Source organism: Spirosoma panaciterrae DSM 21099, assembly GCF_000374025.1.
GTDB lineage: Bacteria > Bacteroidota > Bacteroidia > Cytophagales > Spirosomataceae > Spirosoma > Spirosoma panaciterrae.
In genome coordinates, this window is the sequence record NZ_KB893243.1 from 1 (window position 1) to 14,210 (window position 14,210).

Sequence of the window (14,210 nt, forward strand, 5' to 3'; positions counted from 1 at the left end):
CCTGGTTTAGTTTTTAGTCCTTGGAGTCCATCGGTTTTAAAGCGTTTCAGCCAACTGTTCACACTTACATGGCACATACCCACAATCTGGGCAACATCTTTCGATTTACGGCCAGCCGCTTTGAGCAGGATGGCTTGGCAGCGCATCCGAAAGCTATGGCTGTTGTTAGTTTTCAGTTCACGTTCTAACTCGATCCGTTGGGTATCGGTTAGACCCGGGGTGTTTACTCGGCCCATGAGGGCAAGTTAGAAAATAATGCAAACTATTTTTCGCAGACTACTTAATTTACGAGGTACGATGAACGACGTATGCGCTGATTATCGGCATCGTTCATCGTACTCCGTCCAGGATTGGGTTATTTCTCTGCCAGTTGAAGCTCGGCTGTTTTTTGCGCGATGTCGTGATTGATTTTCGGTACGGTTTTCAGGTACTCATAAATAGCCCCCACTTCCCGGTCCGATAAGACCATCTTAGGCTCCATAGGGTACTTGAGAATACTCCCGTCGGGCCGAACGCCAAACTTCACCGCCCGGATAAACTGCTCTTTGGTATAGCGGCTTCCAATGCCCGTTTTTTCGTCGAAAGTCAGGTTGGCGGTTATTACTTTTTTTCCACCTTCGCCCACCATTTCAATACCACCGCCATAGTAGCCTTTCGTTTTTTGAGGATTTACTTTGTCCTGGTCGATCAGATCGCCAGAGTGGCAGGCGTAGCAATCGCCAATGGCGTCGGCTGTATAACGGCCTAAAGCAATTGGATTGGTGCTATCCGGAAAAGCTACTACCTGACCTGTATACGGTAGGGGTTTCATGATGGTATGCGCCAGTACCTTAGAGAATAGCGTAAACTCAGAACCGGGAGCTTCTTCTTTCGACGGCTGAACTGGGAACCGATCGGAGCGAAGCCAGGCAATTACTGATTTGAGGTCTTCGTCGGCCATGTTCGGATACTGGGGCATAACGGGCGCATACGACCCATCGCGCCGGACACCCGTGCGCAGGAAATACATCAACTCACCATCGGTCCAGTTGCCAATTCCCTTCTCTTTGTCCTGCGTAATATTTTTGGAGTAGAGTTTACCAAACATGGCGGGTACTTCGGCCAGATGCTTGCCGGTCAGGCGATTATTTTTATCGGCATGGCACGACATGCATTGAATCTGGGCAATCACTTCGCCCCGCGCTACCCGAGCTGGTGTGCCTTCAACGGTAATTTCAGGGATAGACGGTGGATCGTACGTTGGAACGCCCACAATGGATACATAAGCGCCGAAGCCAAGCAGCGCCAGAAGGGCGCAGCCAAGTATAATGCCGACAATTTTGAGAGCTTTTTTCATTGTATTTGTCTGTTTAAAGAGGAACATGGCCGTAAAGACCAAAGCAAAACTGCTGGTAATGAGCCTATAAACCAGCCTTGTTTCGGATGAATCGGTATTCTGATGGGCTGAACTGAAAAAAGGCCATTGTGAAACGGCCTTTTCATGCACCCGAATTTTGGATCAAGGTGTTAGTTTACGGCAATGGTACGCGACGGTTCAGCAGTTTTGGTGTTGATGCTCATGGCATGAACACTTTTATCATTGCCCGAAACAACCTGGATCTGATAGGCGCCATCGTTCAGTTCGGCCAGGTCGAATTTTACATGGATGTTCCCTTCCTTTTTACTGATATACTTTGTCGCCAGGGTAAATCCGTCTGAATCCAGTAACGAAATTTCCATAGCCTTACCGGGTTCCCGCTCAACCATCACATTGACTTTCGAGGATACTGCCGAGGGATAGACAGCTACTTTGTACGAATTGGTAATAGCTGTTGGGCCAACCGATACGGGGTATTTCGGTAGGTGAGGAACGTGTGCTGCAAAGGCTGACGTACTCAGCAGTACAGCAGCAAGGAGTGTTGTGGCAATTGTTTTCATGACTTTCAGAAGTTATTTGTTGTTTATGATTCGCCGTAGCGGTTAAAAAAGAACACTGCAAAAGTATAGCGGCACAATTGGCTACTAAACAGAGGGTTAGCCGAAGCGTCAGGATTAGGGGCTGAATTGATGAAAGTGTCTGTTCAAGTGATCGTTGCCGGTTGCCGTTCGTCTGGAGAAGTGGAAAGTAGGGTGCAAGTCGTTGACGAAAAGCCCGTATAGTATCCTTATAGGAGCTGAGGAATTTTACGGTGTTTGTTCTATATTGCATGAAGTAACATCACCCTTCTTGGAACGACTGAATGACAGGTGGATACGCTGGTTCGCTATCCCCATTTCGATTCTGCTGGCCAACCTGGTCTACCTGAAAGAGTACAACTACAATCCGGTAGTGTACCTTAGTTGGGCCATCTTCGGTATGGTCTATGTCACTATTGTCTGGGAAATTCATGTGCGCTGGCTGTTGCTGGTTCGTAAGCGCTACGAAGCCATTGAGCAAACTCGTCGGCGGGTCTTGTTTACGCTGGTGGGGCTGGGGGTAATCACGACTTTGTCCCAGGTATTCTTCGTTTTTCTGACCGATGCTACACACTTTGCCCTGGTGCCCATTACGGGTAAAGTGTATCTGACGTATTTAGGCATCGGCTTTTCGACCATGCTTCTGATTGGTGGTTTTTACGAAGTGATGTACTATCTGCAACGCTATCGGCAGGCAGTTGAGGAGGCCGAAGCCGTAAAGAAGGCTGGTTTACAGAGCCAGTACGATAGCCTGAAAAATCAGGTAAATCCGCACTTTCTGTTTAATGCCCTGAACTCGCTCTCAGCACTCATTTCCGACGATAAAAAACGGGCTGGTTTATTCATCGATGAACTGGCCAGTGTGTATCGGTACATACTTCAGGCTGGGCAACGTCCATTGGTAACGGTATCAGATGAACTGGATTTTCTGACGGCTTATCGGTATCTGCTCGACACCCGTTTCAATCGAAGCGACGGTCCTTCGACACTCGATTGGGAGATTGACATACATGAAACCTACCTGGATTGCCTGCTTCCTTCACTTACCTTGCAGACACTCATCGAAAATGCATTGCGCCATAATAGTTTGCTGGTCGAGCAGCCTTTACGAATCTGTATCTATACATCGGACGACGGCATGCTGATTGTGCGTAATACGATTCTACGGAAAAAAATGGCTGTTAACGTCCAGCAGCAGGGAGGTGGGTTGGCAACGCTGGCTATTCGCTTTGAGTCGTTTGGACTGGCCCGACCGCTTATCGACGATGATGGTCATTTCTTTACCGTCCAGCTGGCACTCGCCCAAAAAGAACAGGTCGATATTCATTCACGGATTGCTAAACCCGTTGTGTCTTGAAACTGCCTCACTACACCAAACAGGATATTACCATGCAGTGGATTGTGCTGCCTGTTTTCATAGTCATTGAAAACAGCCTGCTTTTGGGGAGCCAGTACTGGCACAACTGGCGCATTTTTTGGGTCACATCGCTGATTATGTTGTTGTTTATTTACCCGCACTGGTATGTCAACAATCTGATTACGTTGCAATCACACCGGATGTTTCCAAACAATCGGCAGTTTGTTCGGCGGTTCATTCCGAATTTACTGTTGCTGGCACTCAATTCTAGTTTGTTTACAGCCGCAGCCTGGTGGGCCTTCGGCCAGGTGGGTTTGCCCAACTATGAACCCCAACTCGAACGACTAGGCTATGGGCTGTTGTTTGTTGTATTAACCGTTTTGATTGTCTCGTTTGTTTACGAGAGTATCAATGCGTTTGAAGAGTGGGAGAAGACCATCATCGAAACGGAGCAACTCAAAAAGGCCAACCTACAGCGCAAGTTTGAGAGCCTGAAAAGCCAGATCAATCCCCATTTTTTATTCAATAGTCTGAACACACTCTCTTCGCTGGTTGAAGAAGACGCCGAAAGGGCCGAGTTGTTTGTCGAAGAAATGAGCAGTGTATACCGGTATCTGCTCCGGAGCAATGAATCACAGTTAGTACCTCTGTCGGCAGAGATGCAGTTTGCCCGGTCGTATTTCCATTTGCTCCGTACGCGTTATGGCGATCATATTCGGTTGGAACACACCGTTGATAATCGATTTGCTGACTACCAGTTACCGCCACTCACCTTGCAATTGCTGCTCGAAAATGCCGTAAAGCATAACAGCATATTGCCCGAACAGCCGCTCCATATTCGTATTGAAACCCGGCCTGATGCGCGGCTGGTCATTCGGAACAACATCCAGCGACGGAGCAGCCGGGTTGTGTCACATCAGGTTGGGCTATCGAACATCGCTACGCAGTATCGACTGCTGGGTGAGGGCGATATTAACGTGCAGGACGACGATCGTTTTTTTACCGTGACCTTACCATTGATTCGACAGAGCTAACGGTTCATGACAGGTTCGTACCGTTTCGAACATCGATTTGCTGGTTTAGCGCCAAAGCAGGTTGCAGATTCGGTAGTTCGAATCGTATTTTTATTCTCCCAAATACCAATCATCTTAACTCTTTTAACCAATGAACGTACTGCTGATTGAAGACGAGGAATTAGCCGTTCGCAAACTCACCAAATTATTGCAGGACGTAGACCCAACCATTACCATTGTGGGCACCGAAGCCAGTGTTCGGTCGTCGGTGGCATGGCTCAATGCCAATGGCCCTGGTCAGCCGCTGGCGCCCGATCTGATTTTGATGGATATTGAGCTGGCCGATGGGCAAAGCTTCGAGATTTTCGAGCAGACCACCGTCAGCGCCCCCGTTATCTTTACGACATCCTATGATGAGTATGCGCTTAAAGCATTCAAAGTCAATAGTATAGATTACTTGCTGAAGCCGATCAAACGGCATGAGCTGGAAGCCAGCCTGACCAAATACCGACGTACGAAAGGCGGCACCGCCAATGAGTCGGGTGAAGCCAAAAACAACCACTTAGGTACGGTCGATATTGATGCACTGGTTCAGCAACTTCGCCAGCAGATTCAACCCAGCGATTACCGACGTCGGTTTCTGGTGAAGCACTTGCAGCAATGGGTACCCGTAGAGGTCAGCGACATTGCCTATTTCTACTCGGAAGAAGGGGTGAGCTTGTTCCGCACCACAACCAATCAGAAGTTTTCGCTGGATTATCCGCTCGATGAACTCGAAAATATGCTCGATCCGTCGCAGTTTTTCCGCGCCAACCGGCAGTTTATCGTCCACATCAACACCGTCCAGCAGATTCATCCGTATTTCAACAACAAGCTCAAACTGACCCTCAAACCCGCCACCGACGATGAAGTGCTGGTGAGCCGCGAACGGGCTACGGAGTTTAAGAAATGGATGGGGAAATAGCGTAGCTACGGTAGATTTCGTTGCTGGTTGCCTTCGCATACCAGTATTTCTAAATCTGTATGAAAAAGCTTTATTTCCTTTTCTGTCTTCTGGCGACGCTTACTGTTCAGGCCCAAACTAGTAAAACTGGCTCGCTAGCCGATGTCGCCTTTATGGAAGGCCGCTGGCAGGGTACGTTCAACGGAGGCCCTATTGAGGCCGCCTGGATTGCGCCCGTTGGCGACAATCTGTCGGGCTTCATGCGTATGATGAAAGACAATAAGGTGACGATGTACGAAATGTTGATCTTTGAACAAACCAGCGAAGGCCCCATTGTCCTCGTTAAGCATTTTAAGCCGGGCCTGATCGGTCAGGAAGAAAAAGATAAATCAGATCGCTATCGGTTCATTGAGGCCAGCCCAAACCGGGCTTTGTTTGAGAAAGAAGACGGCTCCATTCGCATCATTTACGAAAAACGCGGAGCCAACCAGTTGGTCATTCAACGCGGTCAACCCAAAGATGGCAATTGGGCGTTCAGCGACCTGTTTGTCTTCAAACGCGTCAACTAGATCGTTTTAACAGAGCGACGCGGAGTACACAGAGATCGATCTATTCTCTGTGTACTCCGCGTCGCTCTGTTACTCCAACTTAATTTCGAACGAATGAATACGATTTGTTAGGGTCTAGCAGCGGATGGGGGCCTTTCAGTCCGTTGTCGCCAATCGTAAGGGTCAGATTTTCGAAGAAAACGTCCATCATCCAGGGTTCAAACCGGAATTCGAAATCATTATGCTCGTGGTGAGTGACCTGGAAAATCGAGTAGCGTTCGGGGCAAAACTCAAACTGAAGCATAAGCGCGTCAACAGGATGTTTGCTAAAACGCACCTGTCCAGTGTTGTTGGTGGTGCCCTGTTCAATATCGGCCCCATGTTTAACCCCAACCAATATGTAGTTCAGCAGTTGCTTATTGGTATCCACAATGCGGATGGTCAACTGATTGCCGGGAACGGTTCGGCTTTTTACCAGGGCAAAATCTTTGTCGGGTTTTGGGCGACTGTTCAGGATGATCTGGTCACCCTGTAGTTTCCAGGTACCCTTTCCCATACGGTCGAGGGCACCATAGGCGAAGAAAAATTCAAAGGTAGAATCCGGGTTTAGTTTGATCCCCGATCCAACTTCACGGACGCCTGTGAGGTAATATTCTCCGGCGATCGATCTGGGTGTTTTCTGGGCAATGGATTGAGTCATAATCAGGGCGGCTACCAATCCGAAGACTGGGGTATGAAAGGCGTTCATGTATTTGATGTCTTGCCCAAAACTACATGAATGGATGCCCTGATAGCCAGCGCCAATTGGTAACAGGAGCCGAAAAGTGAATAGCAGGAGTAGCTCAAAGCCTGATTAACACGCTACTTACTTTAGGAGCAGGTTGTCATTTCGGCAACTGACTGATTGGCCGAATCTGAATGTTTCGATAATATACTTCAGCACCTTCTGACTGAATCTGAATCTTACCCTTTGTGAGCGGGACGGTTTCACCATTGACGATATGCCGCGTATGGGTCAGCATTAGGTTGACTTTGCCATTAATTACGTGCAGGCAGGTATCGCCAACGCAATACAGCTCAACGACATTCCATTGGCCTGATGGTTTTTCGGTATCAGGGTTTTTTACACAGGTGCGGCCAATAGGCGTTTTATCCTGAAAGGTTAGGGGAGTCGCTCCAGGTTGATAGATATATTTCCCTTTGTCGTTCTTGACGGCAGAAATATCGGCCAGCACATTCATTACGCCCCAATAGTCGCCACAATCGCCCTCCTGAATCTGTAACTCAAACGACTCCATCCAAAGCATAGGCGTTCCGTGTGCACCAACGCTATGGTAGAGCAATCCGCTGTCGCGCGGCTGATCAAGTTTGGGTGGCCATTTTTGAGTGCCCCATTTAAATTCGGCCCGGAAGTGATAATTCTCAAAATCGGCCCGTGTATTGATACCTCCGAAGGTTTCGCCAGAAATCCGTAAAGCAGGCTTTCCATCGACTGTCACGACCGAGAAAACGTGGTTTGGATCATTGTTTAAGCCAATCGGAGCGGGCTTAGGCATTTGTCTATCGGCCGAGTAAGGACTGTCGAGGTAGGTTTCCCAACCACTCAGGTCTTTGCCATTGAACAACGACTGCCAGCCCGTTGCTTTAGCCTGACGTTGACCAAGAGTTGGGCTGGCAAGCAGACCCAGGCAAGATACCAGAATAAGTACTTTCATTGAATGAAGCGGTTTAGCTTGGAAAGGTCGTATAACAATTCAGCGAACAGACGGTTAAGTCGCGATATATGATTTACTCAACATTATGAAACAGTCTTTGATCGTGGTTCTACTCGGCCTTTGTTTGGCTGCTGGTTGTCAGAAGAAAGAAAATGCAAAAGGGGTTGATACGGGAAATCTGGATAGTGCCAAAGAAGACGTATCGACCGTGGGTAACCCAAAACTATTGTACACGCTTCCTGACAAGTACAATACGCCCGATGGCATGGCCCTGGCACCCGATGGTTCTATTTATCTGTCGGTGCCGAACCTTGCCGATAATAGCTATCCTGGGGTTATTGTAAAATTCGCCAGCGACTCGGTTCAGTTTTTTACCAGTTTACCTGCCCATCCCGACACAAAACATGCCTGTCCGATGGATTTGGCATTCGGTCCCGATGGGAATTTGTATTATGCTGACAATCAGTACGAAAATGATAAAGACTATAAGTCGCGGCTGATGCGGATTCGGATAAAGAATGGTCAGGTCGTTGGAATTGACCCCGTCGTTACCGGATTTGGTTTGTCAAACGCCGTAGTCTGGAAAGGGAATACGATTTACGTGACCGACAGCCAGTGGGATATGCCCGACAACGACAAAGGCAGTGCCGTTTTCCATTTTACACTCGACGAACTGACGAAAGGGCTTGTTACTTTAAAGCCTAAAACGATGGACCCCCACATTCTGGCTACGTTTACTACGCAAGTTAACGAAACGGGGGTAGACAATGGAGCCGATGGGCTGGATTACGACAGTAAAGGAGCTTTTTATACGGGTTCATTCGGCGATGGAACGCTTTACAAACTGACGTTGAAGCCCGACGGCTCTCTGGCGTCGAAGGAAGTAGTGAATACCGATCAAAAAATTGCCTGTGTGGATGGGTTGATCATCGACCGGAAAACGGATAAAATATACCTGTGCAATTCTCGGATGAACGCCATCATGACCGTTGCGCCCGATGGTAAGGTGAGTACACTCGTGCAGAATGGCGATACGGAAGGTGAAAACGGTAAAATTGACCAGCCTGCTGAGGTTCTTTTGAAAGGAAATCGGCTCTACATTACGGACTATGATAAGCCCGAAAAGAAATTCGTTAACACGAAAGCCGATAAAGTACATACCATGTCGTATGTAGACTTGTAACGAGCTGGTGTGGCATACCGACCTCTGGTCCGCATAGGTAATCCTTTATGGACTATGCGGACCAGAGGTCGGTATGCCACATTAGTGTATTATAGAGGCTTCAGTTCCAGATTCCGCCAGCGGACTTTGATGCCACCGCCATCGTGAATCTGGAGAGCAATAGAACCGTCGGCCTGACCAATCTTTTCGTCGTGCATATCAACCATTTCTTTGCCATTCAGGTAGGTCTGAACGTGGTCACCTTCCACCCGGATCCGCATTTTGTTCCATTGTTCAGGTTTCAGAATCGTTTCTTTTTCGTCGGGAATCTGAACCAGCCAGCCACGTCCGTACGATTCATAAATACCACCTGTATCGTGGTTGGGAGGGGCCACTTCAACCTGCCAGCCACTGACTTTGGTACCCTCAATAGTTGACCGGAAAAATACCCCGCTATTGCCATTGGCCTCCTGCTTAAACTCCAGCGTCAGGTCGAAGTTTTTGTAGAATTTTTCAGTAGCGAGGTAGCCGTATTTTTTATCGGGACCACTTTCGCAAACCAGGTTACCATCTTCAACATACCACTTTTCAGTGCCGTAAATTTTCCAGCCGTCCAGGTTCTTTCCGTTGAACAGGCTGATGGTCTTTTTGGCGGGGGCTGCCATTACAAATAAAACGAGCAGCAATCCGGCCGTAAGTACTTTGGTCATTAGAAGTTATAGGTTTAATGTTTTGGGGTTTTCTGTGTTCGAAAGTACGGATAAAACCGCTATTGAGAACTGTCTGTGGCTACGGTTAGTGTGAACTGGCCATCAACACACATACTGGAGCGGGTACTTTGACGGATTGACCAGTGTAGGTCAACAGGCCTGTTTTCTGATCGCGTCTGAAAATCGTGATGTTGTCCGTGTCCTGATGGGCAACAAATACAAACTCGCCTTTCGGGTCGATCAGGAAATTGCGGGGTGTTTTGCCTTCCGTCGTTTGCTCGCCTACTTTGGTCAGTTTTCCATCCTTTCCAATGGCAAGGATGGCCAGGCCGTTGAAGCCCCGATTCGATTGATAGAGGAATTTGCCGGATGGATCAATGTGAATGTCGGCACTGGTATTCTGACCACTAAAGTTGGTGGGCAGAGTCGGTACATTATCCTGCATCATCGTCAGTTTACCCGTTTTGGCATCGCGGGAAAAAGAAGCTACCGTAGAGGTTAACTCTTCAACCAGATAGGCATATTTACCATTGGGATGGAATGTAAAATGCCGTGGGCCTGACCCCGGCTTTACAGAAGCATAGGGCGTTGACGCTGGTTTTACTTTACTGTTCGCGGCATCGATTTCAAAGATATTCAGCTTATCGGTGCCCAGATCGGCTACATACAAAAACCGATTATCGGGGGCCAGCGTTGCCGAATGCACATGCGCTTTTTCCTGCCGCTGCGTATTGGGCCCCGTTCCTTCGTCCTGTACCTTATCGGTCGATTCGCCCAGAGTGCCGTCGGCTTTAATGGGCAATACGGCCAGACTGCCCCCACCGTAGTTGGAAACAAAAGCCGTTTTGCCCGTATGATCAACACTCACATGGCAGGGGCCCGGACCCAACGACGACTGGCTGTTCATAAACTGGAGTTTACCCGTAGCCTTATCGATCGAGTAAGAACTGACGCCACCTGCGCCTTTATCGGCACCTTCGTTGACAGAATACAGATAGTTGCCCGTTGGATGTATGGCCAGGAATGAAGGACTTTTTACGTTTGAAACAGCCTGAACCGGGTGCATAGTGCCCGTTTTTCGGTCGAATTCGAATACGTAAATGCCCTCGCTACCCCGTAAAGAGTACGTACCAATGTACATGATTTCTTTGCCAGTCTGGGCGTGAGCCGCCAAACTGGCACTTACTAAAATAGAAGTCAATAGCTTATTCATAAAACAAGGATGAGTACGACTAATAAGTGTGTAGCGTTCATAAACTACCGTTTTGTGTTCATTAGGCTATCAAAGCGAATCTAATATTTAATTCAGTAGAAGCCGACTAATAAAGAAATAGTGCAATTTTATACGTTTACATGAATCAATAGTAGTAAAACGATTAAGCAGAATCCCTTACCTTTGCAAAACGATTCTGTTTATTAACAGTAGGTATCGTTTTAACCTAACTTTTTCGTTACCGTTACTATTTTCTCTAAATCAGTATGAAACGAATTTTGATTCTTTTTTCGGCAGTAGTAATGCTGGCTTCCTGTAACAGTAAGAAGCGGCTGGCCGAAATGAAAGCCCTACAGGATGCTCGTGACAAGGCCGTATCTTCGCTGGCCGATTGCGACAAATTGACGGCTGATCTGCGTACTCAACTATCGGCCAAAGACACGGATCTGCAAGGTAAAGACAAGCAGGTTAGTGATTTACAGGCTCAGATTGACTATCTGAAAAAAACCAACACCAATCTTCTGGATCGGATGTCGGACTTGTCGATTGTCAGTAAATCAGGTGCCGAGAGCATTAAAAAATCGCTTGAGACCCTGAACGAGCAAACGAAGTATGTGAACAACCTCAACTCGAGCATTCAGCGCAAAGATTCGTTGAACCTGGCGCTGGTGATGAGCCTGAAACGATCACTGGACGATATCAATGATCAGGACGTACAGGTTGAAGTGAAAAAAGGGGTTGTGTATGTATCGCTGTCGGACAAACTTTTGTTCAAATCGGGTAGCTACGAGGTACTGCCTGCTGCTGAAACCGTTCTTGGTAAAGTGGCTAAGGTGGTAAACGACCACAAAGAACTGGACATCCTGGTTGAAGGTCATACCGATATTGTCCCCATCTCAACGGCGTCGATCAAAGACAACTGGGATCTGAGCGCTTTACGGGCTACTTCGGTCGTTCGGACGCTGCAAAAGAAATTCGCTGTAGCTCCTGAGCGTATGACAGCGGGTGGCCGTTCTGAGTTCGCGCCAAAAGACGATAACACGACGGATGTAGGTCGTCAGCAAAACCGTCGTACCGAAATCATTATCACACCCAAACTGGACCAGTTCTTCAATCTGTTGTCGAGCGGCCAGGCTGGCGGAAGCAAATAAGATTTTGATCTGTTTACAGATTTCTGATCAATAAAAAATCCCGGTTGATGTGTCAACCGGGATTTTTTATTGAGAAGCAGGTTAAACGTTTATATATGACAAAACCTATACGGCTTAGAGGTCAATTTTAGAGAGTTTAGACAGCCTTGGGCCGCCTGAAAGGCTTCAAATGTTTAGTCGTTCAAAATGAAGCAGTTAGCTTACTCCCGCTCTGAATCCGTATGACTGGGTTGTTCCGATTCGTTGTCGTTTGGAAGAACAGACTCGGTGTCGGTCTTAGCGTCGTCGTCTGATAAATTGGTTGTTTCTGAATCCGACTCAGCCGAGGGCGACTCCTGCTCTTCCTGAAGATAGTCGGCGGCTGGCAGGACCGACGCTTCAACAGGGTCTGGACCCGACACGGGAAGCATACTATCTTCCACATGCGGTTCGCCAAAGAATCGGCGCTGGAAGAACAAAATCAGGCAGACACCGATGAAAATACAGGAATCAGCAATGTTGAAAATGGGGGTCGAATAATATTGGCCTCCCCATACAGGCACCCAGTCGGGAATAAAGCCCTCCCACACATCCACAAAAATCATGTCGATGACCTGTCCATGAAACCAGGGTGTTGGTGAGCCATAGGGGGCATTGTGAAGAAAAACCCCATAGAACGTGCTGTCGATTACATTGCCAACGGCTCCCGCCAGAATCATGGCCATAGCCCATAATAATCCGTTGGGGGCTCCCCGGTGTGCCAGATTGACCAGATAATAGCCAATACCTACCATGGCGAACAACCGGAATATACTCAGTAGTAACTTTCCGTATTCATGCCCCAACTGCATGCCAAACGCCATCCCCGGATTCAACACATAATGCAGTTTCAGCCAGTCGCCGATTAGTTTTATCTGACCGGCAAAGCCAGGGGCCATATAAAAGTGAACAGCCAGTTTCACGCCCTGATCCAGCGCAATCAAAGCGAGTGTCAGTAGGAAAAATTTAAGGGGATTTTTTTGAATCATGATAAAAAAGTAGGCACAGCAGGGACCGCTTTCACGGCCGGGTGAGTTCCCGGTTTGCTGTGCCAGTCATAAAAACTGCCAAAAATAGTCAGGTGTAGTCAATGATTGGCAAGCGTTGTCGTTTCAGTCCTGACTATTCTTTTCAATCATCGGCTACACCCGTAGCTATTTACTTATTTCGAGCGACAATCCTTTCGGCGTTTCAGCTCGTTACTGACTAAGGTAAATTCCCGGCTACTTTGCCCGGCAATCGACTTGTTTTCATCGGCCCGGCGGAACAGATACGGCATCACAGCGTCAATTGGTCCATAAGGCACGTATTTCGCCACATTGTAGCCTTTGTTGGCCAGGTTGAACGAGATGTTGTCGCTCATACCCAGCAATTGTGCGAAGAAAATATGGGGGTCGTTGGGAGCAATGCCCAGCCGACTCATTTCCTGCACACAATACTGGCAGCTTTCTTCATTATGCGTACCCAGACATACCGAAATAGTATCCCGGTGTTCCAGGCAGAAATCGATGGCGGCATTGAAATCGTGATCAGTATCATCTTTGGTGGCCTGAATAGGGTCCTGATACTCATCTTCGTGGGCTCGCAGCCGTTCTTTTTCCATGTAAGCGCCCCGTACCAGTTTTACACCCAGGTAATACCCTTTAGCCTGAGCTTCGGCCGTATCGCGCTGAAGATGAGCGAGGCTCTCCCAGCGGTACATCTGGTAGGTGTTGTAAACGATGGGTCGTTCGTGATTATAACGGTCCATCATTTCGTAGGCCAGCGTGTCAATCGTATCCTGAATCCAGCTTTCCTCAGCGTCGATAAAAATGCGGACGTTGCGTTCATAAGCTCGTCGGCAAAGCATATCGACCCGTTGCATAACCCGGTCGAATTCGGCCTTCTGGGTTTTGTTGAGCGAATCGCCAATCTGAACCGCTTCGAGCAGTTCGGTAGAGGCAATGCCGGTCACTTTAAAAACGGAAAATGGGATGTCTTTTGATTCGCTGGCACGTTCGATCGTGCGGAGGATTTCGAGGGCTGTTTCGTCGAAACTTTTTTCAGTGTCTTCTCCCTCTACTGAGTAATCGAGAATGGTGCCAACATGCACGTTGTGGAGGTGTTTGATGGTTGATTCGCAATCGCGAATGCTCTCACCACCACAGAATTGCTCGAAAATTGTGTTTTTAATCAGGAATTTAATGGGAAGATGTAGGCGTAAGGCAATCTTTATAAAAAAAGTACCTAAATTTACCAGCCATCCCTGATTCATCAACGCAAATAACCAGTAGGTCTTTCGGAGTTTGAAGTCCGACTGGGACGAAAAAGCAATCGAAGTATCCTCAAATGAAATGGGGCGTTCCGAGCTTGATTTTCGATCGGATTGACCCTGGATAGTCTCCGGCATTAGATTACTTCGGTTCGACATATCAGTGCTCCGTTTGGGCGGTGCTACTTGCATAG

At 48.0% G+C, this 14,210-nt stretch carries 15 protein-coding genes; 6 read left to right on the forward strand and 9 right to left on the reverse strand.

Going from position 1 to position 14,210, the window contains the following annotated elements; all coding sequences use genetic code 11:
• The 3 genes from B153_RS0132170 to B153_RS0132180 form a co-directional block, all read right to left on the reverse strand.
• Positions 1 to 236: helix-turn-helix domain-containing protein (locus B153_RS0132170; RefSeq protein ID WP_020597989.1), on the reverse strand; the 236-nt coding region annotated here is incomplete at its 3' end.
• A gap of 119 nt (positions 237 to 355) precedes the next feature.
• Positions 356 to 1,336 carry a c-type cytochrome gene (locus B153_RS0132175; RefSeq protein WP_040762453.1) on the reverse strand — a complete coding sequence of 327 codons (981 nt, stop codon included), beginning with the start codon at positions 1,334 to 1,336 and terminating at the stop codon, positions 356 to 358.
• A gap of 170 nt (positions 1,337 to 1,506) precedes the next feature.
• Complete coding sequence (locus B153_RS0132180; protein WP_020600874.1) at positions 1,507 to 1,917, reverse strand: T9SS type A sorting domain-containing protein; 411 nt, start codon at positions 1,915 to 1,917, stop codon at positions 1,507 to 1,509.
• 289 nt (positions 1,918 to 2,206) lie between these two features.
• Between B153_RS0132180 and B153_RS37045 the strand changes: the two genes are divergently transcribed.
• The 4 genes from B153_RS37045 to B153_RS0132205 all read left to right on the forward strand — a co-directional run bounded on the left by B153_RS37045 (position 2,207) and on the right by B153_RS0132205 (position 5,817).
• The gene (locus B153_RS37045) at positions 2,207 to 3,292 is read left to right on the forward strand and encodes a sensor histidine kinase (protein WP_020600875.1); all 1,086 of its coding nucleotides are present in this window, start codon (positions 2,207 to 2,209) and stop codon (positions 3,290 to 3,292) included.
• Positions 3,289 to 4,326, forward strand: coding sequence for a sensor histidine kinase (locus B153_RS0132190; RefSeq protein ID WP_020600876.1), 1,038 nt, complete (start codon positions 3,289 to 3,291; stop codon positions 4,324 to 4,326). The genes B153_RS37045 and B153_RS0132190 overlap by 4 nt, the downstream gene beginning before the upstream one ends.
• A 130-nt stretch (positions 4,327 to 4,456) precedes the next feature.
• Entirely contained in the window at positions 4,457 to 5,269 is an 813-nt protein-coding gene (locus B153_RS0132200) for a LytR/AlgR family response regulator transcription factor (protein WP_020600878.1), read from the forward strand.
• Positions 5,270 to 5,328: 59 nt separating this feature from the next.
• Positions 5,329 to 5,817 carry a DUF6265 family protein gene (locus tag B153_RS0132205; RefSeq protein ID WP_020600879.1) on the forward strand — a complete coding sequence of 163 codons (489 nt, stop codon included), beginning with the start codon at positions 5,329 to 5,331 and terminating at the stop codon, positions 5,815 to 5,817.
• A gap of 79 nt (positions 5,818 to 5,896) precedes the next feature.
• On the opposite strand, the gene B153_RS0132210 is transcribed toward B153_RS0132205, so the two are convergent.
• Both B153_RS0132210 and B153_RS0132215 read right to left on the reverse strand, forming a co-directional pair.
• Positions 5,897 to 6,544, reverse strand: a complete 648-nt coding sequence (locus B153_RS0132210; protein WP_020600880.1) for a hypothetical protein — start codon at positions 6,542 to 6,544, stop codon at positions 5,897 to 5,899.
• 136 nt (positions 6,545 to 6,680) lie between these two features.
• Complete coding sequence (locus tag B153_RS0132215; RefSeq protein ID WP_020600881.1) at positions 6,681 to 7,511, reverse strand: 3-keto-disaccharide hydrolase; 831 nt, start codon at positions 7,509 to 7,511, stop codon at positions 6,681 to 6,683.
• An 85-nt stretch (positions 7,512 to 7,596) separates the two neighbouring features.
• Between B153_RS0132215 and B153_RS0132220 the strand changes: the two genes are divergently transcribed.
• Positions 7,597 to 8,694, forward strand: a complete 1,098-nt coding sequence (locus B153_RS0132220; RefSeq protein WP_020600882.1) for an SMP-30/gluconolactonase/LRE family protein — start codon at positions 7,597 to 7,599, stop codon at positions 8,692 to 8,694.
• Positions 8,695 to 8,783: 89 nt separating this feature from the next.
• Here B153_RS0132220 and B153_RS0132225 read toward each other — a convergent pair whose 3' ends face one another.
• Entirely contained in the window at positions 8,784 to 9,383 is a 600-nt protein-coding gene (locus tag B153_RS0132225) for a 3-keto-disaccharide hydrolase (RefSeq protein ID WP_020600883.1), read from the reverse strand.
• Positions 9,384 to 9,468: 85 nt separating this feature from the next.
• Positions 9,469 to 10,596, reverse strand: a complete 1,128-nt coding sequence (locus tag B153_RS0132230) for a lactonase family protein (protein ID WP_020600884.1) — start codon at positions 10,594 to 10,596, stop codon at positions 9,469 to 9,471.
• 266 nt (positions 10,597 to 10,862) lie between these two features.
• Here B153_RS0132230 and B153_RS0132235 point away from each other — a divergent pair, with 266 nt between their 5' ends.
• On the forward strand, positions 10,863 to 11,747 hold the full coding sequence (locus B153_RS0132235; protein ID WP_020600885.1) for an OmpA/MotB family protein: 885 nt from the start codon (positions 10,863 to 10,865) through the stop codon (positions 11,745 to 11,747).
• A 200-nt stretch (positions 11,748 to 11,947) separates the two neighbouring features.
• Here the strand turns inward: B153_RS0132235 and B153_RS0132240 are convergent, their stop codons facing one another.
• Together B153_RS0132240 and B153_RS0132245 are read right to left on the reverse strand one after the other, a co-directional pair.
• Positions 11,948 to 12,754 (reverse strand): lipoprotein signal peptidase, encoded by an 807-nt coding sequence (locus tag B153_RS0132240; RefSeq protein WP_020600886.1) that lies wholly within the window; start codon positions 12,752 to 12,754, stop codon positions 11,948 to 11,950.
• A 173-nt stretch (positions 12,755 to 12,927) separates the two neighbouring features.
• The gene (locus B153_RS0132245) at positions 12,928 to 14,154 is read right to left on the reverse strand and encodes a proline dehydrogenase family protein (protein WP_020600887.1); all 1,227 of its coding nucleotides are present in this window, start codon (positions 14,152 to 14,154) and stop codon (positions 12,928 to 12,930) included.
• Positions 14,155 to 14,210 lie beyond the last annotated feature (56 nt).